Here is a 25,199-nt window from a genome sequence, read left to right as displayed (position 1 = left end):
TTCAAGCACCGAATCTCCCAGGGTTGGAACCTGTTTCATGGGGCAATTTTGGTAAACAAACATGGACACCATTTCCTTGCGGAAACGATGTCCATGCGCTTCAATCCCAATCATGATTCGCTCCGCGTCACGCTTCTATACCGGCGTAAACGACTTGCACGCATTGTAAAGTGGCAGCTACCAAATCGATTCCAACTCCCACGCCGATGACAATGTTTTTGCCACCGCCTTCAGGGGCAAATGTCGCTGCAAGGTTCATGGATGCATTTCCAACAGCACAAAATTGATCCATGGCCTGCACGATGGCAAGATTGGAGAGTTTGGGATCGTCTTCGTAATTGATCCCGAGTTCAATCAAATGTTCTGCAATGAAAATCACATTGATACCTTGAAATACCAAGGTCAAAACCTTGTTGGCAAGATCTGCAGCTTTGGTATCTTTATTCTTTACTTTCGCATAGATCATGTATCCTGCAAAAATGGCCTTTTCGGTTACCATCGCACCAATCAAACCAAAATTGAAGACCTTGAACCAAGTATTGCGAACAGGCGCGGGTTGCGCAAAAACTTGTACCGTGGCATTGGAAAGGCTACCAACCAATTGATTGCAGACATTTGCAATTTTTAATGCCTGAAGGTTTTCAATTCCGGGGGTATTCACAAATGGGAAGAAGATGGCCGATAGGATGGAGCTCGTTGCAGAGATCACGCGGGAAATTTGGAAGAGGATGATCTGTCCATCGCTCGGTTGTGCAGCGTCGGAGGCACTGACCATCAACCTCAACGAATTGGATGGTATTGTGACCGATTTTCCCAGCGCTTCGAAAATGTCATCTACACTTTTGGCAGCGAGGAGGGAATCGCTAAAGCCGTCATCTTGGGTAAATGGGGCATTTCCCGTCAAGATTTTGTAGCCAATGGTTGCCGGCATGGCACCCACAAGCATAATGACATCGATCCAAGAAAATGGAATTGTCGTGTCAAAAAATTCTTCCAGAATGTCGGACAAAACAGGAATCCAAATGGGTGATTCCAGGATAGAGATGACCTTTCCTGCTACGGCAATCACCATGTCCAGAAGCGTGTCGGTAACGTTTTGCGCTGTCTCGATCAAGGCATCGCCGAGAATGCCAATGACCTTTTTCACCAAATCTTGAAATGTCATGGTGCGGTATTGGCCGTCTTCAAAAATCTCCGTCCACAGGCTTGTAACGGCATCTTGAATGATCTGAGCTTCGTCCTTCAGAGATTCCACCAGCGAATCAAACAAGCTGGCGACCAAACTGCCATCCTCGTTTGAGGAGGTATCCGTGGTCGTGGCATTGGCTGCGTTGTTCACAAAATGATATTGCAAGAAGCTGCTCGTGGAACTGCTTTGCTGTCCATTTTGGGAAGCCATCGTGCTGTTCATGGTCGCAGAAGAGGAGGTTGATTCGGCAGGAAGTCCAGCCCAGCTGTTGAGGGCATTTTCAAGTCTTGCAAATCCTGCATCCAGCCCGGTCTTGACCCCTGCCATCGAATTCAATGAATCTTGCAAAAAGACCATTGTCATGTTTTTGAAGACATCCTTGGTGCGTTGAATGTCACCCCAGGCAAACAGGAATTTCATGAATTGGATCAGGTCCTTGACCAATGTTTTCAATGCTTGAAACACCGCCTCAATGGCGCCAACGACCTTTTCAATCGTGTCGATGACAAATGTGAAAATTTTGCCACCGATGGTACATACAAAATTCCAAACGTTTTTGGCCGTGTCTTCGATGATGTCAATGACATAGTCAACAGCATTGTCCAAAAATGAAAAGAGATCTCCCGCTGCGACCACGATGGCATCCCCCAGGCTGGAAACGGAATCGGATGCACTGACCTTTTTGGCGGATGGTTGCACCAATAGTTGTGTGGTCGTGCCTGTCGCCGTAACGCTTGTAGTTGTGGGAGCGTAGGCGCTGTAGGCACTGGAAAGCGATTGCAGGGATGCTGCTGCGGCATTCAAATCGTCTGTTGAAGTGTCTGGACTAACCAAAGGCTTCGGAGAATTTCCCTTGTCGTCTGTTGTGGTGGCCTTTGAAAGGCCGTCAGCACTGTCAATTGAAATCACCTTCGTCACCCCTGCCTGCATGGGATTGATGCTGAGAATGTCACCCCCTGATACGGCTTGGACTTTGAGGCCCGCACCAACTGTGTTTTCAATCCGTTGGATGACGGTGATACAGCCTTGATTGTCAGTGGGGATGTCGATTGCGGTGGTGTCCAAAACATAATAATGGTTGTTTACATACACCGGAACCCTGAATGTACTGCCGATTTTGACCGTCGCATTTGCGACTGGCGCGTTATAGGCATCTACCACGTTGATTTGGGTGGTATAGGAATCATATTTTTGCGCCGTGACACTTGGGTCAGCAGGCAACAAAATATCTTGTGTTTGCCAGGTTGTTGAAATCGGGTCCTGAAATACCTTTTTGAAGGAATTGGTTCCGATATGTGCAAAAAAGGTATTGCCACCGTTTACACGGTTGATATACGGCGAAATTTGCTCGATTTGGTTGCCCAGCGGCAACGGATAGGACCAATTCGCTTCCATGGCAACGCCAAAGGTCGAGGATTGCATGTAAAAAACCTGTTGTGCGCGGTTGAGGCCCCAAACGACCGTTTTACCTTTGTCAGTGTAGGCAAAGAGCGCATTGACATCGGCCAAAAGCGCATTGGTAGCCAGTTTCACGCCAACGGCCTTGTCTTGCTGTTTATCGGCGGCAAAAAAATACAGTTCGCCCGCAGAGGTGGTTGCATACAAGTCGGTATAGGTGAAGGAGTTGTTGGAAGTGGTCTGCGCCGAAGGTGTGCTTGCAATGGCTTGTGGAACAGTTCCTTCTGGTAAATTGAGTCTGCTTGTGGCACCGGCTGTGATCTCCGGCAATCCAAAGGGGTCATACAATTCTTGGTACACAATGGATTGTTTTCCGCCGACGGTTCCCAAGGAATAAATCCCATTGACAAATCCTCCGGCTTTGCACCCACCGCAAATTTGGACGGGTTGACTGCCATCCATGTCCACGGGCAAATTGAATAAATTCCAGCATTGGTCGGACACTGCGTTCTGGGTATCGATAAAATAGCGGTCAATTGCCCCATCAGAGGGGTTTATTGCATCGACCACGATCAACGGGGCTGTTGCCGTTTGCGTCACATAGACGTTCGCAAGGCTCGCTGGGGCTGTAGTTCCGGTTGCGTCAAATGGAATTGCTGTCCAATTTACAGTCACTGATTGATCTGGATTGCGTGTATAGGTGTCTGCAACGTACAAATGATCGTTGCCATCGACGGTGAGCACCATGGCAAGCGTGAATAAATTGGAGACTTCATTTTGCTCGACGGCAAATGTGCGTGCTGCCAACGATGTTGCCGTCGGAAATGCACCTGCCAATGCAGAACTGAGATCATTTTTTACCCAGCCGGTGGAGATTCCGGAAATCTCTTCCGTCATGTAAAATACACCATTGGTGCCGATTGAAAAAAGGAGCGAATGGCCATCGTGGGTCTGCACTGCCGCAAATTTGTGGTCAGGAGACACCGTCTCAGCCTGCATGTAATTGCTGATCAGTTCGGAAGAATATGAAATGTTGATACTTGACATATTGATTTTGAAGTAAGATGTGATTTGAAATTGCAACGCTTTTTTGAGCGTTTAAAGACCAAAAAGGAGCTGTGGATGGCCATTTTGACCCGTAATCCCGATTCACTTGATTCATGGAAAAGCGATCAAAATGGCCAAATCACACAGCAAAAGCCTACCCGGAATACATCAGGAGACGTCGGCGTATTTGATGATCGTGGTCAAGTCAAGGGCATTTGAAAATTGGCAATTGCTGTAGATAAAAGTTTCAGCTCCGGGGAATACCCATGCATTGAGGTTGTTGAGCAAGTCGCAGACATCTTCGTTGAAATTGCTCATATAATTGGTCATCAGATTTACATAGTAGGAGTTGATGCTGTCCACCATGTCCTGCATTCCTCCGACCGTGAGAAACTGCGCAAAGAAGCTTGCATTGAGGTCGCCAGAATAGTAGGCACCGCTGGAATTCGTGGTTTGGCAGAGGTTTTGGTTGCTTTTTGTCATCGCCACTTGAAGTGCCCCGGCTGTGGTTACGCCAAGTGTAAATACCGTCGTATTCAGCGTTGCATACATGTACCCGCGCGTGTGCGACATATCGTGCCCGCCAACGCCCGCCAAGCCAACGTCCAAGTAGGCCGTCGTCAAGGTCGTACATGTGATGGTTTTGCCACTGATATAAACGTCGGACTGAACACTGCTCCAAATCAATGTATCTCCCTGAACTGCAATGATGTCATAGCCGGGATTGCTCTTGTCTTCAGATTGATCAGACGTGTAGCTCACCGTCAGAACATGCGTCGGATCAGATGAATTGTTGACGGTCTGGTAGGTGGGCATTGGATTGGCTGGTTGATGGTTCCAATGATAATGGACTTTCAGGCCTTCCGCCTCCATGTCCACGGTTGGCTGAATGCAAATATCCGCCAATGCCGGTGACAATACCTGCTTGAGGTAGTTGACAAATTCACCTTTACGCACAGCCATTACCCCATCATAACTGTTGTCTTCTGCCGCACTCAACCAATTCCAAGCTGGTGCCGCAATCGTATTGGGGAAGGCGTGACCATCTGCCATCACCAAGTAATTGAGACAGTAAAGCCCATTTTGTTGCGAAGGGCTCAGTGTTCCATCTGCCGAATTTGGAATATAAGGAGATACAATGAAATCCAAATCTGTTGGAATCAGCGTAGGTGTGGCTGGATTTGGCTGTGAATTGATTGGTTGTATTGCTTGTGCAAAGACCGCCCCACCGAGGGCACGAAGTGCGTCCCAATAGCCTGACAAGTACTGTTGCAACAATGGACTTGCATCAAAATTGGTATTGATGACAGGTTGTTCGGCCGAATACGTTGGTGCAGAATTCAAGTCAAGCATCAATTGCTGTACACTGAACATGCTGGCACTGTTCAGGTTTTTGATGCTGTTTTGTGTTGTCGTTGGCAAGCTTTCAAAATCAGCACTTTGGAGATCCAAGCCGACCTCCCACTGATACACCCAAGGATTATTGGGGTCTTGGGACTGATTGGAGTAGGTCCAACTGCTGCGTCCATCGGTTTGCTGCACAATTTGGAAGCTTTTGAAGTACATTTCGTACCAAACCCGTTGAGATGAATTTCCATCCTGCAAAGTGATAATGTCAGGTGCATGTGTGGAGGGCAAACCCATCGTGGCTTGGAATGCAAATGCAAAGTAGGCATCGAAAAGGGCCTGACCTGCAGCCTTGAGGCTTGGATCTGTTGTCGTACTGCTCGTCCCATCGGGTATGGCAAACGGATCAACCCCACCGGTCAAAGCCATCAATTGTTCATAAGAAATCAATTGCACACTGGTCAAGCTGTCGTCCGTATAGACGTAATAGGCAGCAGGAATCGGTGTATCCATGGTTGATAGGTACCGTTTCATGGTTGCATTCATGGAGTTTTGGGTCAGCCCTACAACCAGGTCATACCCCAAACTACTGAGATTGGAATCGAGACTACTCATTTTACTTTCAATTAAATTGTTGAAACCTTCATTGGCAGCCAATACGTTTTTTGCCGCCTTCTGAGGATTCATACCCAACGCCGAGTTCTGTTACCATCTGGCACAAATTTTTTTTAAAATTTCTTTAGCGCAGTGGTAAGTGGCAGATAATGAGATTCTAAAATTGAATGCCCCAAGCTTATTCGCTTCGTTTTTGACGGCATACTCATCTCTGCGTTTGCCTCGATCAAGATTTCTAACGGCATATCGAGGTCCTGAATCGATTTAGTCTCATTGACGAAAAATTCATTCCTTTTTTAGAATGATCCGCCCTCAAAAAATGCTAGCTTTGAACGTTTTGGGTGGTACTTTCAACAATTTTTGGAGCCATGTTCATGCGTTATGTGATCGTTTGTATAGCTATCCTTTGCTTCCTTCACGGCAGTTTGCTTGGTCAAACGGAAGGACAATTCCGGCCATCGATCCATCAGCGCCAAGCCGAATTTTACGGCAAGATGGGAGAGAAATCCGAAGTCGAATGGGATTCCTTCAACGGTCGGAAATCCGCACCATCCGCTGCCAAAGTGACTGCCTGCAATTTGACCCACAGCGTTTATGGTTGGTACCCCTATTGGATGGGGACGAGCTATACGGGCTACGATTTTGCCAAACTGAGTACGTTTTGCTATTTCTCCTACGAAGTCAATCCGACGACGGGCGGCTACTCCTCAATCCATAGCTGGCGCACGACCAACAGCATTCCGCTCGCGCATGCGGCGGGTTGCCGTGTCGAACTCTGCGCGACCAACTTCGGGTCCACCAACAACACCAACTTCCTGACCAATGCCGTCGCCAAGCAGACGTTCATTGATTCGATCATTTCTCTCTTGCAATACCGCAACGCCGACGGCGTCAACATCGACTTTGAAGGCTTGCCGAGCGGGCAGCGCAACAACTTCACGGCCTTCATGCAAACGCTCAGCACGCAGGTCAAAAACGCCATTCCCGGAGCTTCAGTTTCCATGGCCTTGTATGCCGTCGACTGGGGAAATGTCTTCAATATCCCTGCGCTCGAGCCCTACGTCGACGAATTTGTGATCATGGGCTACGATTATTATTACTCGGGAAGTGCCCAAGCCGGACCCAATTCGCCACTGTACAGCGGGACCTTATGGGCGCCCTACAACCTCACAAAATCCGTCAATTATTACCTTGGGCAAGGATTGACACCTTCGAAGCTCTTGACCGGATTGCCCTATTACGGGGAAGAATGGAACACAGCCGCAGGCACATATCCAAGTACGAATACCGGGCATATCGCGGCGCGGCTTTACAATTACATGGAAAACAACTACGCTGGCGTGCGTCCCAAAACGTTTGACAGTCACAGTCAAACGCCAGTTTACATCTATCAAAGCGCCGGCCTTTGGCGACAATGTTGGGGCGAGGACGTCCAAAGCATGGCAGAGAAATTTGACCTCATTCACCACCGCAATCTCGGCGGAATCGGAATCTGGGCCTTGGGCTACGACGATGGTCATCAGGACTTTTGGAATTTGATCGAGCAGAAATTCACCGATTGCGGGCCCGATGTTTGCGCCGACACCCTTTGGGATACCGGCGGCCCGATGGGCAATTATGCCAACAACGAAAACTACAAATTCACCATCAATTCCCCCAACGGAGAGCAAATCAAAGCCGAATTCATCGCATTCAACCTCGAGGCCAATTATGATTACGTGTACATCTACGATGGCCCTTCGACGGCTTCGCCCTTGATCGGGCAATATTCGGGCACCACCATTCCGCCTGTTGCGATCAGTTCGGGGACGGCGATGACTTTCCGATTCACGACGGATGGGGCGACGGTTGCAAGCGGTTATCAACTCAAATGGGCATGCGAAGGTGCGCCGATGTATGGGGATACCATTCGCTTGGATCACAATGCTTTGGGGAATATTGACTGCGGCAAGCCTTATCATGTTTTTTATGACAGCGATGCTGGCGTGGCCGGCAATTACCTCAACAATGAGCGCAATACAATGACATTTTGCGCAAGCGATCCGGCCAAGTCCGTGCGTCTCAATTTCAACATGTTGGTCGCGCCCGTGCAGCTCGACCTTGTTTCAAGCACCGTCGGCAACGACTATTTTTGGGTTTGGGACGGCGCCGATACCACCGCCAAAGTCAAAGCGCTGTACACCGGCAGCACTTCGGCCTATCCGCAGCCCGGAACCATCATTTCCTCGGGGCGCTGCCTCACTACGCGCTTGCAGAGCGACGCCCTTACAACCGGAACAGGCTTCAAAGCCACCTTGCGCTGTGCGAATCGGCCGACCGTAAATCCGACGTTGTATGCAAGTGCAGCCAATCCGCTGAACTTTTACGATACCGGTGGTGCGTTGGGCAATTATGCCAACAACGAATCGTATGTCAAAACCTATTGTCCCGATGGCATCGCTACGGGGGCTGGACAGGTCATCCACGCGCAAATCGGGACCGTCGGATTGGAGCAGAATTATGATTACCTCCATGTCTATGACGGCAATTCCACCAATGCGCGCTTGATCGCCACCTATACCGGCAATGCCTTGAATCAAAATGACTTGCAAACGATCAAGGCAACGATCGCCAATGCCACCGGCTGTCTCACCTTTGAATTTTCAAGTGATGGCGGAACGGTCGCAAGTGGATGGGCCGCGACGATTCGCTCAGGTGCAGCACGCAAAAATTACGGCAGCAATGATTGCAGTTCGGCGACATTGATCAATGCTTCGAGTGTCGCCTACGCGGGCAGCACGACGCTCGCGACGGGCAAGCCGACGACCGAGGATCCGAACCTCAATATCCAACTGCTGAGTCTGCCGCAATGCAATGGCGCCAATGCGATTACGCGGTTGGAAAATACGGTTTGGTACAAATTTTCGACGCCGAGCACGATTTGCACCAATGGCCAAATCGACATGCAGCTCGAAAACATTTCCTGCCAAAATTCGATTCCCGGCGGAAACGGTGCGCAGATTGCGATCTATCAGGTCAATGCTTGCCAATCAGGCGCGTCTTGGGGGGCTCCGATTTATTGCGCCGACAAGATGCTGCAATCTGCACCGGTCAATATTGCGCCGCTGTTGCAGCCTTCGCAGACTTACTATGTGATGGTCGACGGCTTTGCCGGGCAACATTGCAACCTCGACCTGATGCTCACCGGCGACCTCAATGGCTGCATTTTGCCCATCGAATTGGTGAGTTTCTCAGGTACCGAAATGGAGGGATTTGTGCAATTGGATTGGCAGACGTACGCAGAGGAAAACAACGTCGGCTTTTTTGTCGAATGGATGAAGGCTAGTGACGCCATTGCCTTTCAGGAAATCGGTTTTGTGCCGTCCTCACCTGATGCGCAAGGCGCTGGAGCCTACGCGCTTCAGCATCCGGATTATGCCCGCAATGCCATCAATTATTACCGCTTGCGGCAGCTCGACAGCAATGGCACGAGCCATTATCACCGCGTCATTGAGGTGCGTCCCGGCCAATCGGGCGATGTTTTGGCGCCGGTTTTGTTCCCCAATCCGTTTCAAAATGCAATCACGATTCGCTTTGAATCCTTGAGTTCCGAGGCGGGCTCCGTTGAATTGTTTGACCTACAAGGCCGCGAAATTTTCCAATCGGATTGGGCAATGGATCAGCAGCCGGAGGAATTGGTGATTGAAACGGAGCGCTTTGCGCATGGCGTTTATGTCTATCGGATTTTGGTGGGAGGGAAGGTGTTTTTGGGAAAGGTGGTGAGGGAGTGAAAACGGCCGGTGCATTTGTTGGTTTGATATTGCTCATACTGAATTTCTGCCAATGTTTTGGGCAAATTCCGCGTGACGAGAGCCCCCGTGATCCTGATTTTCAGCGGTTTCGCGGTGCACTTGATCAGGCATTGGAACAAAAGGACCTTGCAAGCTTAAAACTCCTATTTGCCGATACCATTTATGAAAGCAACGATGGGTGCGGATGGCCCGGATGTGCACAGGAGACCTTTTTTGAGTACTATTTTAAAGGGGATTCCTCCGAAGATTGGCAGTTGCTCCAACGTATCGTGGCTTATGGTTTTATTCCTTTAACAAAAGAAATACAAAAAAATGATTTGAAGGGCGAAGCTTATTTCGCACCATCTTATTTCAAACATTTCGAGGAGGGACTTGAAGTGTACGTGCTTGGCAAGGATGTCAACATTAGACGGCAGCCATCCTTGCAATCTGAGGTGATACGGCGCGTAACAATGCAAAAGTTCGGTTGTATTGTGCCCCCTCAGCCAGATGGATTTTCTCGAATCACTTGGGATGTAGATGGATTTGATTGGCTCCAAATCCAGCTCAAAGGAGGAGAGGTCGGTTATGTCGCTACAAAATTCACATCCCTGGAGTTGCGCAAAAGAGTGATTGTTAGCAAGGAATCGGGCCAATGGCGGATCAAATGGTATTTTCATCCGCCGGGCTGTTGAGATGGATTATTGAACTATTCGGCAACGAATGGTCTTTTGTTTGCCGATTCCCATCAGTTTGACGAGATAGAATCCATTCATTGTCGGAAGATCGAAACGCAATTCATTTGAAACTAAGTGGCATCCGTCAAGGATTCGCTTTCCAGAAACGTCGTAAACGCTGTATTGAATCTCCATGGGTTCCGTGACAGATACTTGCACCTGATTGTCAATCTGGTTTGCGAAGAATGTCGCATTTTGCTTCCCAGGCACAAATTCCACCGCATTGCTCGAAACCACTTCGCCATTCGCAGTGATGGCTGAGAGTCGGTACCAAGTCGCCTGCATTGGCTGATGGCGCAACGACAATGAATTGTTCATCGGTTCAATGTCTTGAATTGCAGTCAATTCCGATGGTGTCGGCCCTGTTTCCAACAAAAAATGCTGAGGAGTGACACCATTCCATTCCCAATCCAGTTGCAATCCATCGCCTTCCGGACTCACCGTAAACCGATCAAAGGACCCGCCCAAAATCACGCAAACCGGCGTCAATGCCACACAAGTCGGATTCGCATTCCCAAGGCTTGCAGTTCCCGCAACGCTGCCGTTAAACAGCGCATTTCCTTGCAAATTGATCGCACTGTTGAACGAATAATAGGCCAACAAGCCCGTTTGCGTCGTCGGCGTCGGCAAGGGAATGAACATAAATGTTTGGATTTGCGCTTGCGTTCTCGCTACTGCCCAAATCCGAACTTCGTCGATGAATCCAAAAAATTGTTCGCCACCAAAACAGCAACCATAGTTGCCAACAAGCGCTTGGTGATTGTTTTGGACCATATTGCCTGACATCGCGACTTGCCCATTGAGTTGCCCATTCAAATAAAACGAAAGCGTGGTGCCATTATAAACCATCGCGGCATGGCGGCAAGTGTTTTCATCCGGCGGACAAACCGCTGGCGAAGAAGCAAATCCGCTGCCGGTCGTCAATTCTGCATGGGTTCTGCGTAACAAGTAATTTACATCTCCAGGACCGGCATGTTTGGAAACCAAATCCACCGAAGCAGGATTGGTGGAGGTGTAGAGGCATTCGACAGTCAATTGCGTGCCAGGGACATCCAAATCGCCTAGCGCCACATACCCCGTATTGGCAGGAAGGCTGAGCCATGTTTGCCCGAAACAAAAACTTGCAAACAGCAGCAATACTGTAAATAGAATCCCTTTCATTCTTCCCGACGACTTTTGATCGATAGCAAGATAACATTTCCGGGAAATTTTTCTGCAAATATTTGGTCTGATGCGCTATTTCCCAGATTTTGTCAAATTCTCCAAGACCAAAACCGGCACATCGTCCTTGATCCATTGGTCGTAGGTCGCCTCGCTACAGTCGTCACTTTTGACGTCGAAGGCCCCCAACACAATGTCTTCATCCCCATCGCCGTCCATGTCCCCGGCATCCATGACCATCCACCTTCCTAAGCCAACTTCGGGAAATGTCAGCGCACGAAATTGGAAATTGCCCTGATTTTCGAAGTAAACAAAAGCTTCTTCGGGCCGGCCTTTGTAATCGGGATAAAAGGAAACCGCCGCCAAATCGGGATCGCCGTCCAAGTCAAAGTCCCCGACGCGCAAGCCATAAGCGCCGTTGAACGGAAAATAATGCGCCATCTCAAATTCAGCATTGCCCTTGTTCAGATACAACCGGATGCCGTGGTGCGCCTTCAGAATCGGCGGATAATCGCCGTTGTCGCCGTTCGCAACCAAGAAGTCGAGCCGACCGTCCTTGTCCCAATCCACGACTTCCATGGCCGTGCAACCATAACTCGGGTTAAAACGGAACAGCATTTTTGCTTCGAATTGCCCCTTGCCTTTGTTGGTGTACAAATCGACACGTTCGTCGGCATTGGCCTTGAGGCTCAGGATGTCGGGCAAACCATCGCCGGTGAAATCGCCGACATGAATGGAAACCGTGCCGTCGTCGGGGTAGAGTGTATGCCGAATGAATTTCCCTCCTTCGTTTTCCTGCCAAGACATTTCGCCCATGTGGTAGCCAAATTCGGCGAGGGCGGCATCTTCGTCCCCATCCTGATCGAGGTCGGCCCATTGGATCATCACGGGCCGCATCAATGAATCAAAGCGCACCGCAGGCTTTTTGGATTTGATTTGGCCGAATCCATTTGCCCGCCAAACGCTGCCTTTGGGGTGGTCACTGCCCTTCATGCTCCCGATTTCGGCCATGGAAAAGCCATTCGCAGCGGGATTCAAATAAATTGGGCCATACAATCCGTCGACACGGTCGAGAATTTTCCCTGCGGGATTCATTTCGAGCAAGCTCTGCTGGAAAAATGCCGCATAAACTTTCGAATGGGCTGAATCAATCGCCACTGCCGTTACCAACGGCTGCAAAGTGCGGTCGGGTTGCCACGGCCGCGCCTTGAAAAGCTCCAATTTCTTTTCAATCGGCAACATCCCGGGAGCGCCCGTCGTGAGCGTTGGCGCATTGCTGAGGATATAATCGCGCAAAGCCTCCCAATCCGGACGGCTCATCACGGGTTTCGCAGGATAAATCCCCGCTGCGCGCACCCGCTGACCGCCGACACCGGGCTCGAGCCATTTTTCAGGGACACTATCGTAGTACCGTTGGTTGTCGTTGTAGATGCCCATGTAGGCGCTCATGCGCACGAGGATGTGGTTTTTCCAGGTCTTTTGGTCCAAATCCGACGGTGAAGGAACGGTATGGCAACTGCCGCAGTATTGGGTCATCAACTGCTTGCCCTTGGGCTCGGTAGCTGCGGCCGAACCTGGATCGTCGATTTTGGTCGGACCTCCGCCACTGCATCCGATCCAAAACGGCAACAATAACAATCCCCAGAAATACGCACGTTTCATGGCCTGAAATTAGTGATCTCAAGGGAATTCTTCAGAAAACCGATGCGATCGTGGATCAAATGTGGGCAACTCAACTGGGTTGATGGCGGCTTGAAACAGGTTGCCACCTACCTTTGCAAGATGGAAACACGTGTCCATACGGGAATAGGAATTGTTTTGGCCTTGATTTTTGGGGCATTTGCGGCGGTTCAATACAATGATCCCGATCCGCTGACGTGGATTGCCATCTACGGATGTCTCGTCGTTATGCATGTTTGGAGCATTTTCAAGCCTATTCCATTGTTTATCTGCCTGTTTCCGATGATTGCGGCGATCGTCGGGGCCGTTTTGCTTTGGCCGGAGGAGTTTCAGGGGCTTACCGGGAAAATGGATTCCCGGCCGGGTGTCGAACTCGCGCGGGAGTCTTTGGGGTTGATTATTTGCGCATTGGGTTCTCTGTATTTGGCGATCCGGTCGGTGGTGCGGGTGAAGCGTAGTCGGAAATTGGTTTGAATCCTTGTTGAACTATTGCACGGGGAATCAAAATCTCGAATTCGAATCTTGCGCGCTTCAATGTGGGCATAGGCAAGGATCGTCATCGGGTAGAAAATTGCATAAATGTTTGGTAATGAATTGTTTCGCGTAGGGACAGGTCGCGACCTGTCCCTACGCGAAACAATTGGACCATGATATTCAGGACAATTGGTGAAAACGACCAACACGGAACGCACACACCATGGAATTCAAATTTGGATTTGGCAGGTTCGTCTGGAATGCCGTTCCAAATTAGCGTCATTGGCGCTCACACCGCATTTTGGGTAGCGCCAACGACGCGGAATAACTTCCTCCAATTCATTCTGCTTCGAATTCCATTTGGGCGACCTTTTCCTTCAACAATAGGTCCAAGTCCCATTTCCGCTCGGGGTGGAAGGCGGGTTGATGCTGGAATTCGTCGATGTGGAAGTAGATCCATCCATCGCCTTCGAAAAGAAATGCAGCGGCGTTGAGCTTGCCCGGCGTGAAATCGACAAAAATGTGGTCGTCATAGGGTTTGCCGATCGCTTTCAAAACGGATTGGACGGTTTGCCCGATGAAACGTGGGTCTTTGGCAATGGATTCTAATGAAGGCATCAAGGTGATTTCTGCGGGAAAGTTAAGCAGATTTGCAGTTCTGGGTAAATTAATTGCTGAAATTTAACATTCAGGCCAAGAATCAACCGTCACGCTGCCTCAAGGTTTTTTCTTCGCATGATTGGCCTTAACTTTCTGCACCCGAATTCGAAGCGATGCAAAAAAGACTGAATTTCCCGTTGAGCATTTTCCGTATGCTCCTTGCTTGGACCTTGATCCTGGCAGGAATACCCTTCGCAGATGCCCAAACGGTGGACCTTTCCAAGTTCAAAAACCTCAAACCGCGCTGTATCGGTCCTGCAGGCATGAGCGGGCGCGTCACGGGCATTGTGGCTGTGGAATCCGACCCTTCGACGATTTATGCAGGTACGGCGAGCGGCGGACTTTGGAAAAGCGAAAATGGCGGGATCAATTGGGCACCCATTTTTGACAAGGAAGCCGTTTTGTCGATCGGTGCCGTCGCGGTTACCCAACAAAATCCAAGCGTGATTTGGGCAGGAACGGGCGAAGGCAATCCGCGGAATTCGCAAAACAGCGGCAAGGGCATCTACAAAAGCCTCGATGCGGGTCGCACTTGGCAGATGATGGGCCTCGAAAACACCAAAACCATTCACCGCATCATCGTCGATCCCAACAATGAAAATGTCGTTTACGTCGCAGCACTCGGTTCGGCTTGGGGACCTAATGCGGATCGTGGCGTTTTCAAAACCATCGATGGTGGATTAAAATGGGAGAAGATCCTCTATGTGAATGACACAACGGGTTGCGCCGAATTGGTCATCGACCCGAGCAATCCCAACAAGCTGCTCGCTGCGATGTGGGAATATCATCGCGAACCTTGGTTTTTTACCTCGGGCGGCAAAGGTTCGGGCCTGTACATGACCCTCGACGGAGGCAAAACTTGGCAGCAACAAACGGAAAAAAACGGCCTTCCTGCGGGCAAATTGGGCCGAATGGGCTTGGCATTTTCCCGCTCCAAACCCAATGTCGTTTATGCCCTCATTGAATCCAGTGCCACAGCCTTTTACCGCAGCGACGACGGCGGATTCAACTGGAAAAAGCGCGCTGAAAATGACATTGGCAACCGCCCCTTTTATTATGCCGAAATTTTTGTTGATCCGCAGAATGAAAACCGCGTTTACAACCTCTGGAGTACGATTTCCTATAGCGAAGACGGTGCAAAAAGTTTTACGCAATTGGTGAGTTTTTCGGGCGTTCATCCTGATCACCATGCCTTTTGGATCGATCCGAATAATCCCGAATTTCTGATCGATGGCAACGATGGCGGCATAGCCATTTCGCGGGATGGCGGCAAGTCTTGGGCCTTGGTCGAGAACCTGCCGCTCGGGCAGTTTTACCACGTCGATTACGATATGCAGGTGCCCTACAACATCATGGGCGGCCTGCAAGACAACGGCAGTTACGTCGGGCCTTCGGAGGTTTGGGCCGAAGGCGGCATTCGCAATTACCATTGGCGGGAGGTGATGTTTGGGGACGGATTTGATGTCGCCGCCAAGCGCAATGATCCGCAGGTCGTGTATGCCATGTCGCAAGGCGGATTTGTGCGTCGTGTGAACAAAATAACGGGCGAAAGCATTGACATTCGGCCCATTCATCCTGAGGGCAAGGCCTTGAGGTTCAATTGGAATGCGGGTTTGGCCTTGGATCCCCACAACGACAACGGGCTTTATTATGGGAGCCAATTTTTGCACCATAGCACCGACGCAGGCGCAAGTTGGCAGCTCCTTTCACCGGATTTGACCACCAACGACAGCACCAAACAAAAGCAAGCCAAAAGTGGAGGCTTGACATTGGATGCGACCACCGCGGAAAACTACACCACAATATTGGCGATTGCGCCGAGTCCGTTGCAAAAGGGCCTGATTTGGGTGGGCACAGACGATGGTAACCTGCAATTGACTCGCGACGGCGGGCAAAACTGGACGAATTTGATCGGGAAATTGCCCGATGCACCCAAAGGCGCGTGGATTCCGCAAATTGAAGTCAGCAAAATCAATGTGGGCGAAGCCTTTGTCATTCTTAACGATTACCGCCGCAACAATTGGGAGCCTTATGCCTACCATACCCGCGATTTCGGGGCGACTTGGCGCCGGATTGCGGACGGCAAAAAGGTCAGCGGCCATTGCCTGAGCATCGTGCAAGATCCTGTCGCTGAAGGCCTTTTGTTCCTTGGAACCGACCACGGCCTTTACGTCAGCATCGACGCCGGCGAAAATTGGACGAAGTGGAAAAACGATTTTCCCTCAGTTCCCGTCAACGACCTCAAAATTCATCCCCGCGAACACGACCTCATCATCGCTACATTTGGCCGCGCGGTTTGGATGATCGACGACATTCGCAGCTTGAGAATGCTCGCCAAAGAAGGTAAATCCCTGCTGGAAAAGGAGTTTTACTTGCTTCCAATCCAAGATGCCATTGCGGCTGAATACCGCTCCGTAGATGGATTCCGGTACAATGGTGCGGCAGATTTTGGGGGTGGAAATCGCGGTAGGGGCGCCAATCTTCAAGTTTATCTGAAATCACCGGGTGGCGAAGCGGCATTCCCCAAGGCCAAAACGGCTGATGCGAAGAAGGAAAATGCTGATTCGAAGGGGGAAAAGAAAAAAACAACGGAGGTTGAGCCCCCAAAACCCGACCGCGGCCCCGGCGAAGTCACACCTAAAAACATGGTCCGAATCCATATCTTGACCTTGGCAGGCGATTCGGTCCGAACCCATTCCACCAAAGCCGACACCGGATTTTTTGAATTTCGCTGGCAGTTTGACCGGAACGGCAGCTATTTCCCGAAATACAACAAGTTTCCACGGCAACTGGAAATTCCCGGTGGACCCGACATGCCACCCGGACAATACAAGGCTGTAGTGTTGCATGGCGCCCTCAAAGACAGCAGCAATTTTCAGATTTTGCCCGATCCAAGGATTGTTTATGACCGTGAAAAAGTGGCCCTGAGGGAAGCAAAAGTGGCGGATTACTTGCGGCTTGTTCGGAAAGGAACGCAAGCTTTCGAGCAGGTGCGCGACGCGCGCGAGATGATGGACCGTTATGAAAAATTGCTGGAAAATGTCGGCGACACCCTGCGGGATTCCCTCAAAAAGGTCGGCAAACCCGTGCGGGACAGCATCCGCAATTTGATGGAAGTATATCTCGACCCCGAGAACCAAAAGGGCCTCGAGCACCTCACGCAGCAGATGGTAGACCGTTTCTACACAGTCGCCGGACTCGTGGAGCCGCTCTATTCGCCGCCGGGTGGCAACGCGGACCTGGCATTGCGTCAACTCGACGCCGAGGTGCGGCGCACCGTCACCCGCATCAACCACTTCCTCGAAAACGAATGGAAAACTTATCGACAACGCATGGAAGCCGCAAAAGTGCCACTGTTTCTGGATTTTGTGCCGGTAAAAATGGATTAGTATCAGCTGTTGTCGGCACAACGCGGTAATAGCTGTTTGTCAGCCCATCCCAGCGTTTAGGCTTCGGCTTACGAACGGCAATTTTTTCCCCAAGGTGATTCCTGCAAACGGTCCGACGCGGGTGGAATTTTTTATCGGCGGGATGGTGATCGACCCCAACGGCACCATTCTGAGACTTGACATTTCCGACGGTTTTGCGGAAATTACTCAAAATGGGACGATGAATCGAAATGCCAATTCATTGGTCCATGGCTGGCAATCTGGCTTCGTGATTCGAATGGGAGACCAAAACATGAGTTTTCCATTTTTTGACGATTGGATTTCAGTCAATTATAAAAAGTCAGGCAGTCGTGTACTTGGCAAGAATTGAAAGTGTAAGGGGGGCGGCGGCCCGGCGGCGGGGGCGGGGGCCCCCGGGGGTTCTTCGAACAGTTGATCGCTGAAATGGAATTAACCTGGTTCGTTTTCTAGCTCATCTCCCAAATAAAGGTCGGAGCAAATTCTGTACACGAAGGAATGACAATTTTGACTTGTAACCCCAACGGCACCATCCTCAAGGCTTGACATTTCCGAAGGCTTTGCCGAAATTCTAAAACAGCCTCCCACAGCTTCAAACCGCTTCCCATCCTTCAAACCCCCAACCCATTGAGGATATCCCTCCAAAACTTGTACATTCAACCAATTGCAAAAAAGAATACGCACTGGAAATCGCGCTGCTTAAGGTTGCTAGGAATGCTCGTTGTCCTATTCCCCGCAACCACGCTCCAATCCCAAACTTGGCATCCATTTCCTGCGAATGGGCCGCATCTTTATACTTTCAGTCAGCAAGGAAGTGCCGATACTTGGTTTTTTGCGGCGAATATGGATTCGGTCGTGGTTGAAGGCGCGGCGATGGCCCATTATTTTTACCGCATGGACCGACCTGTGACGCCTTCGGATAGCCAATTGACGTGCGGCGGATCGGTTTTGGGCTCAATCACAGGTTCTTACGCGTTGGAACAGGACCATTGTTTCGGCCGGAAGATGTTGGAATTTCCAGACGGTGTTTGCCTGTTCGTCAGCAGTCGGGGAGACAGCTTTCGGTTGGAAACGCGGGCAGCCATCGGCAATTCCTGGATTTGGCAAGGCGCGGTGACGGCGCAGGTGGACAGCATCGTCTTCCGCACCGTTTTGGGCGTTCCGGATTCGGTTAAGTACATTTCGCTTTCGACGGGCAAACATCTTGCGTTGAGCCGCACGCATGGATTCGTGGAGACTTTTTCCTTCCTGCCCTTTGTCAATTTCGGGGGCTTGGTGGAGTTTCCGGCCTTCGAACTTTGGGGCTTGCCTGCCTTGGGTTTGGGAGGCGCACTTCCCGATTATGCCCAAATTTTTGATTGGGATCCCGGCGAACATTTTGGTTACCGTTACAGCGAATTGAGTTTTCCAGCCACCGACAGCGGCTATTTCAGCACGGTGGTGAATGCCCAAGTCCCCGGCAGCCGATTTGCCTATGCCGTGATGCAGGAGCAGCTTCAGTTTTATCAATTCGCCGCCCAAGCCATGGATACCAATTATATAGCACCTGCGCCGGATACAATTTCGTTTGATTCAGTGGCCTACCTTCGCCTCGGACTGTTGCCCTACCAACACAATCCCGCTGTCAAAACCCTTTTGAGCGACTATTGCCAAAACGGGATGCGCACGATGGCGGGACCAATGGACGTATTCGAATGGATTTTCTCAAGACTACTTTCTACGATTCCTGCGCCAATGCAATGATTCCGATGGATGCCGCTTGGTCGCAGAGCTTCGCCAACGGGCTCGGAGAAATCGAATCTACCTACAGTTCCGTCGGCGGCTACGCTTGGCTGCGCCTGTATTGCTTCGAAAAGGGTTCGGAATCCTGGGGAACCTGCCGCGACCTGAGCACGATAATCGGGCTCGAATCACCAGGAACATCCCTTTTTTCGATCGCACCCAATCCGGCCTCCGATGTGATTACCTTGCGATTGTCAGCGGTTGCAAAAACGCCGCTTCAAGTCCGCATTTTGAACAGCCTCGGCGAATTCGAAGCAGAAACGACCCTTGTCGCGGGTAGCCAAAGCCAGCAAGTCGAGGTCTCAAAACTCCCCGCCGGCCTTCACCACCTGCAAATCGAAGGCTTGGGTAGGACAATGGCTGTCAGACGAATTGTGGTCGTGCGGTAAGGCATTCGGCAGAATTTGCCAGAAATTCCCGACCTTCGCAGCGGTTAATTTGCTTGATTGGTCGCATGTCCCACCGCTATTTCCTCATCTACAAGCCTTACGGCGTCTTGAGTCAGTTCTCCACGGATGACCCTTCCAAACGGACGTTGGCGGAGCTGCATGATTTTCCCAAGGATGTTTATCCCGTCGGGCGGCTGGACGAAGACAGCGAGGGGCTGTTGCTCCTGACGAATGATCCCAAAATGAATGCGGTATTGCTGGGGCAAAAAATCGAAAAGGAATATTGGGTGCAAGTGGAGGGAATTCCCAACGAAGGTGCCTTGGAAAAATTACGCCGCGGAGTGGACATTACGGTGAAGAAGGAGCGTTATTATACCCTGCCTGCGACGGTGCGCCGGCTCGAACCTGCGCCTGATTTGCCTGCGCGTATCCCGCCCATTCGCGTACGGGCGACGATTCCCGATTGTTGGCTGTCGATCACGATCAAGGAAGGCAAAAACCGCCAAGTGCGGAAAATGACCGCTGCCATTGGCTTTCCGACCCTGCGACTCGTGCGGTGGCGCCTGCATACCCTCAAACTGGGCGACATGCAGCCCGGGGATGTGAAGGAAATTTCTGGTGTGCGGGTTTGAGGGGCTTGTCATGTCGACCGGAGTGGAGGCAGAGCGAAGCAGCCGAACGAAAAGGCGGTGGTTGCTGTCCGCCCAGCAGCGCCGGGTTTTCGCGTTCCAGATGTCACCGCTCATCCTCTGCATCGCTCCGCTCCTGGAATTCCGGTCGACATGACGGGGTGGTGATTGCGTGCGTGTATCTGTGGTAGATGTCTCCGCTCCATCCTCTGCGTCGCTATGCTCCTTGAGGATTCCGGTCGACATGACGGGGCGCCTACCTGAAAAGTGAAATCTTACACGAATAAAACATCCCATCCCATCCGAAAATCATTCCCAACAACACGGAATCCACTATCTTTGCAGCCAAATTGAATTAAAGTCATTCAAAAAATGAAAAAAGCTAGTTTGATGTTTGTTGCTGCCTGCGGCCTTTTGGCTTTTGTGGGTTGCGGTCCATCTGCCGAAGAGCAGGAAAGGCCAAACAGGAGATTCTCCAAATTGAGGCTGCCAACTATGCCGTGGATTCCACCAAGGCTGCAGCAGAAAAAACCTCCCGCGAATTGGATTCCCTCTTGAAAATCCTGAACGAAAATTGATTTACCCTCTGAATTTGAAAACGATGAAATCGACAGTAAAATATACATTGAGCTTGGCAATCGGCATGTTGCTGATGGGCAACCTCGTTGCGCAAGGCAACAGTCAAGGCAAAGGCAATGACAAAAGAAATCAAGGAAACTGGCAATCCTACTGACCGCAGCGGTGGCGCCACTACCGAAAACCTACGCAATTGGGCAAGCCTTCGGACGGCGACAGATGGCAAACCCGCCGTGAGTTGGAGTGAGCACCCATTCTGATCCACAGGATGGCAAGCAGGGTTCGAAGTCGGATATCAAGGATCCAAAGAACAATGGCAACCAAGGTTCCAAGGAAAAAGGCGACGAAGGCTCCGGCGGATCCGGTTCGCACGATGCCAATGATGCCCACGGTTCCAAGCCCGACAAGGTCAAGGAAAACAATGGTCAAGGCAGTGCTTACGGCAAAGAAAAGACCCTTGAAGGCCGTGATTTTGGTCAGCAACGCGCCGAAGAAGCGTCAAAACAAAGTAGTCACGGAAACTGCCGAAGTGGTCGTCGCTGCTGAAGAAGTCCATGTCGTTTCTGCAAAGGACCAAATCAAGGCTGTAAAGACCCAAGTGGAAGTGATGAAGGCCGATCCGAAAGCCGACAAAACCATCATCGCCACCAAAGAGGCGCTCATCAAGCAGGTCGAAGAAAAGGCCGCATTGCTCGAGCAGCCAGTCAAAGCAAGCAAGGAAGCAATCGTCAAGGCAAAAAGCTTTGGTCCCGTCGCTCCCAAAGCCAACTGATTTTCATTTGGTTTGATTTTTTGCCACGAAGGCTAGAAAGACACAAAGTCAATCGCTTCAAGTCTTCGTGCCTTTGTGTCTCGTGAAACGAAATAGCTGCTACACAAATCAAAATTGAATCTTTGCGATCTTTTGCAGATTATTGGCCTTGATTGGATGGGACCGAATTCGTTTGGTGTTCTTCCATTCCGTTTGATTCACCAATAACCCCCCGCCGAGGCGCAAAAACGCAATGAAAATTGTCCTGGTCCAGATGACATTGATTTCGACGAAAGCACAGCCAACCCGCTCAACCGCCAAGTAGACCGCATCCACCGGTACTATGTCGAGGGAAATGACGCAGGGCATTCGTGATGCCGGCTACGATGTGCAATTGTACACTTCTCCGCCGAACTCATCGCCAACGTTCGGCAAACACAGCGCGGATTTGGTGTTTCCGTATTGGCAGGGAATCCATTCGAAGAACCGCCACGCCCTCAATCCCGCGATCTGCGAAGCCGCAGGACTGAAATACATCGGCGGCGACGCCTTTGCCAAAAGCATCTGCAATGACAAACACGTTACCAAGTTGCTTTGCCGCGACTTCGGCCTCGATACGCCCGCTTCGTTTGCCATTCGGGATGCCTCTGATTTGCATTTGATCGACGAATTGCGCCTTCCCTTGGTGGTAAAGCCTATGTTTGAGGGTTCGTCGCTCGGCATCACGCAGCGCAACCTCGTGCGCGACCACGCGACTGCCCGCGCCCTCGCGCTCGATCTCCCTCGCCGAATTTGGTGGTCCCATCATTGCCGAAGAATTTGTCTCCAGGGAAAGAAGTTTCCATCTGTGATTGGCTACGGCGATTATATCCGTGAATGGGCCGCCGGGCGAACGTTACGTCCTCAATGACGAGACTTTTTGATGCATAATTTGTATGCCTTCGATGACAAATACGTCGCCGAAAATACCCTTGGCATGCGCAATATCAAGGATCGGGATTTGGGATGGCCTCTTTGAAGCTTGCAAGCGGTTGTTTCATTACCTCGACAAGGTCGAGTACATGCGCATCGACGGCAAACTCACGAACCGCAATACATTCGAAATCATTGAATTAACCCCCGAATCGCACCTCGGGAAAAACGCTGAATTTTGCAGTACGTTTCTTGCCGAGGGATTGCTTTCCTTCGACGACGTGATCCGCAACCTGATTGAAAATTGTTTGGAGCGCTACAGCCACCTCAACGAAACCGGACTATTGGTGCGTCCAAGATTGCGCGGTTGATTCCTGCATTCGCTGGAATAAAAATACCCGCGAACGAACAGGCCCCCGGATTTGGAGGGCCTGTTTGATTGAAGAGTCAGAACCAAAAAGGCCCAACTGTGACTATTTGAGCGATTTCCAGCTCCAAAGTATTGTCAGGGATATTGTCGTTTGTAGTGTTGAATTTCTTGTGCAACCCTGACCAGCATTTGTCGCTGTACCATGTGTAGCTTCCATCGTGGTCGATGGAGCGCCATCCTTGCTTTCAGTCATGCAGGTTTTGAGCAGGGCGAGCACACGCTCATAGTGTGAATGCAGTCTGACGCTGTTGAGCTCCAAGTAGAAGGCCAAGTCTGGTGCGTTGTTGCTGCTTTTGTGGCGAGCTCAACGATGCCAAAGTCAAAAAGAGAAGCACTTCAGTGGCTGCGAGGTCGTGATCACCTGCGCCGTGAGATCATCAGCAGGCAAAATTTTGCCTTCAGGCTTTGGAACGCGACTTGGTCGCGCCTGCATACCGGTGATGCCGGTGCAGAAGTCGGTTTGGAGATAGTTGCAGTGCGACCGCGCATAAGCACTTGATCGCGGGCGCGCCTTATCGGCCGCTGCTTTGGCATTGGCCTCTTCGCGGGCTTTGCATCGCAGCGCGGCGGGCTTCGTCGGCGATTTTCTTTCTTCGGCTGCTTGGCGGCGCGGCCTTTGGCGGCCTTTTCTTGCGCTACCTTGACCTTGACAGCTTCGTTGGCTGTGGCGAGTTTGTTGTTCATTTCCACAAGCAACGCGTCGGCATGGTCTTTGGCCGATTTTGAGATCTGCAAAATTTGCACCATTGGGGCGATCGTTACCACGACGGTCGATTTCTGGAGCATTGTCCAGACCTTTAAAGGTGACGTAGAGTTCCATGACCGCGCTTCAGGAGTACAAGCACAAATTGTGTGCCCTTGGTCGGCGTCATCCAGAGGCCTTAACTTGTCAACTGGAGCGAAGATACTTCGCCTTCAAAGCGGGCAAAATCGGCATCGTCGCCGTAGCGACCGTTGGTGGTGAGCAGACAGGGTAAATTTGCGCTCTTGTCGCTGCGCTCAACAGTCGCCATCACTTTTATGAGGTTGGCGGAATTCCCGCTAATGACGTCATTCCTTTGAGAATGGGATATTCACCATTCGCAAGCGGCGTGGACCTGGTGGATGCTGTTTGGCACAAAGAACGAAGACAAAGAGAGAGAAGAAAATTGCTTGTTCATTGTGAAGAAGACAATATGATAAGTCAAAAATTCAGCCAGTCCATTTGCAGGAAAGGCGGTGCAATACTTGGAAAACCTTTACTGACAACAAGAGATTCGGGTATCGGCAAACTACCAGAGAGGCGGTAGGATATGGCGTTACACGGAAACGAAGTTCAGCGGTTTCGGTAGGTGGCGTATTGATCGGAGAAATTCACCCATGTTGGAATTCCAAAGCTGCCTGCCGCGGCATTGAGGGTAAAGCTGAGGTGCTCGCCAATTTCTGCCCCCATGGTAAACATCACCTGCGGAAGCCACCGGCGTTTCAAACGCTGCCAAAGGATGAAAGTTTGAGCAGTCGCGAAGAAATGGATCGGTGTTGAGTGATGAACCTTGTCAGGGGAGACCACTGATGCCGTAGCCCAAACTCTCCGTAAATGATTCATCCAATAGACCCGGTGTCCGAATCCAACAAAGGTGCACGGTCAAGATCACGAAACGATGAGTCAAGCTGAGGGGTAATGCCGTTTTTGTGGTAGCGCTGCCGAATGGAAGGTCTCATACGGCTGACGGTATCCCGGAATTCCATCGATGTAGTTATCTTGTTAGAAACCGATAAATGTGTGCCCCGACAGTTGGTATTGCAGACTCGCTCCGAATAGCCAATGTTTGCCCAGCAACATGGTTCCACGCATGCCCAACATCAGATTAAATTTCAGGAATCAGGATCTCCACCCTTTGGGAATTGATTCCCCTGCCGATCGTCGCGTTTCCATGGGAAAAACGTGACCCATGCCAGACCTCTGGTCCCGCTTGCCACCGAACAGGTACCTGCGCAAACGCCGTTTGAACCATCAATAGAAGACAGAGAAGGAATATACGCCTTGCCTACTTGATATTGGAGCATGAGGGTGAATGGGTTGAAGATAACACGATTTGCTGGGAATACAAATGTTGAAGGAACAGTTTGAAAACAAGGAGGAAGCGGCATCAATTCGACGAGAAGTATTTGTGTTTGTGATCGAGACGGTTGTTCAAGACAGCCTTCGGCCTTGGTATCATTACATCTAGAACCATGGACTTCTACAAATCCACGGCTATCCACA

General features: G+C 50.7%; 19 protein-coding genes. 12 read left to right on the top strand and 7 right to left on the bottom strand.

Features of this window, described 5'->3' with window-relative positions; translation table 11 throughout:
* Nucleotides 1-127: 127 nt before the first annotated feature.
* Together IPN95_31775 and IPN95_31770 are read right to left on the bottom strand one after the other, a co-directional pair.
* Complete coding sequence (locus IPN95_31775) at nt 128-3,634, bottom strand: hypothetical protein (GenBank protein MBK9453895.1); 3,507 nt, start codon at nt 3,632-3,634, stop codon at nt 128-130.
* A 168-nt stretch (nt 3,635-3,802) separates the two neighbouring features.
* Nucleotides 3,803-5,596, bottom strand: a complete 1,794-nt coding sequence (locus tag IPN95_31770) for a hypothetical protein (GenBank protein ID MBK9453894.1) — start codon at nt 5,594-5,596, stop codon at nt 3,803-3,805.
* A gap of 341 nt (nt 5,597-5,937) precedes the next feature.
* On the opposite strand from IPN95_31770, the gene IPN95_31765 reads away from it, so the two are divergent.
* Both IPN95_31765 and IPN95_31760 read left to right on the top strand, forming a co-directional pair.
* Complete coding sequence (locus IPN95_31765) at nt 5,938-9,366, top strand: T9SS type A sorting domain-containing protein (protein ID MBK9453893.1); 3,429 nt, start codon at nt 5,938-5,940, stop codon at nt 9,364-9,366.
* Nucleotides 9,363-10,061, top strand: coding sequence for an SH3 domain-containing protein (locus IPN95_31760; protein ID MBK9453892.1), 699 nt, complete (start codon nt 9,363-9,365; stop codon nt 10,059-10,061). Before IPN95_31765 ends, IPN95_31760 begins: the two co-directional genes overlap by 4 nt.
* 6 nt (nt 10,062-10,067) lie before the next feature.
* Here IPN95_31760 and IPN95_31755 read toward each other — a convergent pair whose 3' ends face one another.
* Together IPN95_31755 and IPN95_31750 are read right to left on the bottom strand one after the other, a co-directional pair.
* Nucleotides 10,068-11,264: a LamG domain-containing protein gene (locus tag IPN95_31755; protein MBK9453891.1), complete on the bottom strand. Its 1,197-nt coding sequence runs from the start codon at nt 11,262-11,264 to the stop codon at nt 10,068-10,070.
* A gap of 75 nt (nt 11,265-11,339) precedes the next feature.
* Complete coding sequence (locus IPN95_31750; protein MBK9453890.1) at nt 11,340-12,926, bottom strand: VCBS repeat-containing protein; 1,587 nt, start codon at nt 12,924-12,926, stop codon at nt 11,340-11,342.
* Between the two features lie 120 nt (nt 12,927-13,046).
* Here IPN95_31750 and IPN95_31745 point away from each other — a divergent pair, with 120 nt between their 5' ends.
* Nucleotides 13,047-13,418 carry a transmembrane 220 family protein gene (locus tag IPN95_31745; GenBank protein ID MBK9453889.1) on the top strand — a complete coding sequence of 124 codons (372 nt, stop codon included), beginning with the start codon at nt 13,047-13,049 and terminating at the stop codon, nt 13,416-13,418.
* A gap of 339 nt (nt 13,419-13,757) precedes the next feature.
* Here IPN95_31745 and IPN95_31740 read toward each other — a convergent pair whose 3' ends face one another.
* Complete coding sequence (locus tag IPN95_31740; GenBank protein MBK9453888.1) at nt 13,758-14,036, bottom strand: hypothetical protein; 279 nt, start codon at nt 14,034-14,036, stop codon at nt 13,758-13,760.
* Between the two features lie 155 nt (nt 14,037-14,191).
* On the opposite strand from IPN95_31740, the gene IPN95_31735 reads away from it, so the two are divergent.
* The 9 genes from IPN95_31735 to IPN95_31695 all read left to right on the top strand — a co-directional run bounded on the left by IPN95_31735 (nt 14,192) and on the right by IPN95_31695 (nt 22,895).
* Nucleotides 14,192-17,467, top strand: a complete 3,276-nt coding sequence (locus IPN95_31735) for a hypothetical protein (protein ID MBK9453887.1) — start codon at nt 14,192-14,194, stop codon at nt 17,465-17,467.
* Between the two features lie 94 nt (nt 17,468-17,561).
* Complete coding sequence (locus IPN95_31730) at nt 17,562-17,837, top strand: hypothetical protein (protein ID MBK9453886.1); 276 nt, start codon at nt 17,562-17,564, stop codon at nt 17,835-17,837.
* Nucleotides 17,838-18,199: 362 nt separating this feature from the next.
* Nucleotides 18,200-19,228 carry a hypothetical protein gene (locus tag IPN95_31725; protein ID MBK9453885.1) on the top strand — a complete coding sequence of 343 codons (1,029 nt, stop codon included), beginning with the start codon at nt 18,200-18,202 and terminating at the stop codon, nt 19,226-19,228.
* Nucleotides 19,180-19,656 (top strand): T9SS type A sorting domain-containing protein, encoded by a 477-nt coding sequence (locus tag IPN95_31720; GenBank protein ID MBK9453884.1) that lies wholly within the window; start codon nt 19,180-19,182, stop codon nt 19,654-19,656. The genes IPN95_31725 and IPN95_31720 overlap by 49 nt, the downstream gene beginning before the upstream one ends.
* Nucleotides 19,657-19,721: 65 nt before the next feature.
* Nucleotides 19,722-20,288: a pseudouridine synthase gene (locus IPN95_31715; GenBank protein ID MBK9453883.1), complete on the top strand. Its 567-nt coding sequence runs from the start codon at nt 19,722-19,724 to the stop codon at nt 20,286-20,288.
* A gap of 816 nt (nt 20,289-21,104) precedes the next feature.
* On the top strand, nt 21,105-21,407 hold the full coding sequence (locus IPN95_31710; protein MBK9453882.1) for a hypothetical protein: 303 nt from the start codon (nt 21,105-21,107) through the stop codon (nt 21,405-21,407).
* On the top strand, nt 21,319-21,633 hold the full coding sequence (locus IPN95_31705) for a hypothetical protein (GenBank protein MBK9453881.1): 315 nt from the start codon (nt 21,319-21,321) through the stop codon (nt 21,631-21,633). The genes IPN95_31710 and IPN95_31705 overlap by 89 nt, the downstream gene beginning before the upstream one ends.
* Before the next feature lie 322 nt (nt 21,634-21,955).
* A complete protein-coding gene (locus IPN95_31700) occupies nt 21,956-22,522 on the top strand; it encodes a hypothetical protein (GenBank protein ID MBK9453880.1) in 567 nt (188 codons plus the stop codon).
* A 121-nt stretch (nt 22,523-22,643) separates the two neighbouring features.
* Nucleotides 22,644-22,895: a hypothetical protein gene (locus IPN95_31695; protein MBK9453879.1), complete on the top strand. Its 252-nt coding sequence runs from the start codon at nt 22,644-22,646 to the stop codon at nt 22,893-22,895.
* Nucleotides 22,896-23,311: 416 nt separating this feature from the next.
* Here IPN95_31695 and IPN95_31690 read toward each other — a convergent pair whose 3' ends face one another.
* Both IPN95_31690 and IPN95_31685 read right to left on the bottom strand, forming a co-directional pair.
* Entirely contained in the window at nt 23,312-23,740 is a 429-nt protein-coding gene (locus tag IPN95_31690; GenBank protein ID MBK9453878.1) for a hypothetical protein, read from the bottom strand.
* Between the two features lie 529 nt (nt 23,741-24,269).
* Entirely contained in the window at nt 24,270-24,422 is a 153-nt protein-coding gene (locus IPN95_31685; GenBank protein ID MBK9453877.1) for a hypothetical protein, read from the bottom strand.
* Nucleotides 24,423-25,199 lie beyond the last annotated feature (777 nt).

It is taken from the genome of Bacteroidota bacterium (assembly GCA_016718825.1).
In the GTDB taxonomy this organism is placed as follows: Bacteria; Bacteroidota; Bacteroidia; order J057; family JADKCL01; genus JADKCL01.
This window is presented reverse-complemented; position numbering and strand designations above follow the sequence as displayed.

Bases quoted from the DNA above. Each gene is read 5' to 3' on its own strand.
- IPN95_31775 (MBK9453895.1), bottom strand. From the start codon at position 3,634: ATGTCAAGTATCAACATTTCATATTCTTCCGAACTGATCAGCAATTAC.
- IPN95_31770 (MBK9453894.1), bottom strand. From the start codon at position 5,596: ATGAGTAGTCTCGATTCCAATCTCAGTAGTTTGGGGTATGACCTGGTT.
- IPN95_31755 (MBK9453891.1), bottom strand. From the start codon at position 11,264: ATGAAAGGGATTCTATTTACAGTATTGCTGCTGTTTGCAAGTTTTTGT.
- IPN95_31750 (MBK9453890.1), bottom strand. From the start codon at position 12,926: ATGAAACGTGCGTATTTCTGGGGATTGTTATTGTTGCCGTTTTGGATC.
- IPN95_31745 (MBK9453889.1), top strand. From the start codon at position 13,047: ATGGAAACACGTGTCCATACGGGAATAGGAATTGTTTTGGCCTTGATT.
- IPN95_31740 (MBK9453888.1), bottom strand. From the start codon at position 14,036: ATGCCTTCATTAGAATCCATTGCCAAAGACCCACGTTTCATCGGGCAA.
- IPN95_31735 (MBK9453887.1), top strand. From the start codon at position 14,192: ATGCAAAAAAGACTGAATTTCCCGTTGAGCATTTTCCGTATGCTCCTT.
- IPN95_31725 (MBK9453885.1), top strand. From the start codon at position 18,200: ATGCTCGTTGTCCTATTCCCCGCAACCACGCTCCAATCCCAAACTTGG.
- IPN95_31720 (MBK9453884.1), top strand. From the start codon at position 19,180: ATGGATTTTCTCAAGACTACTTTCTACGATTCCTGCGCCAATGCAATG.
- IPN95_31715 (MBK9453883.1), top strand. From the start codon at position 19,722: ATGTCCCACCGCTATTTCCTCATCTACAAGCCTTACGGCGTCTTGAGT.
- IPN95_31700 (MBK9453880.1), top strand. From the start codon at position 21,956: ATGTCGAGGGAAATGACGCAGGGCATTCGTGATGCCGGCTACGATGTG.
- IPN95_31690 (MBK9453878.1), bottom strand. From the start codon at position 23,740: ATGCTCCAGAAATCGACCGTCGTGGTAACGATCGCCCCAATGGTGCAA.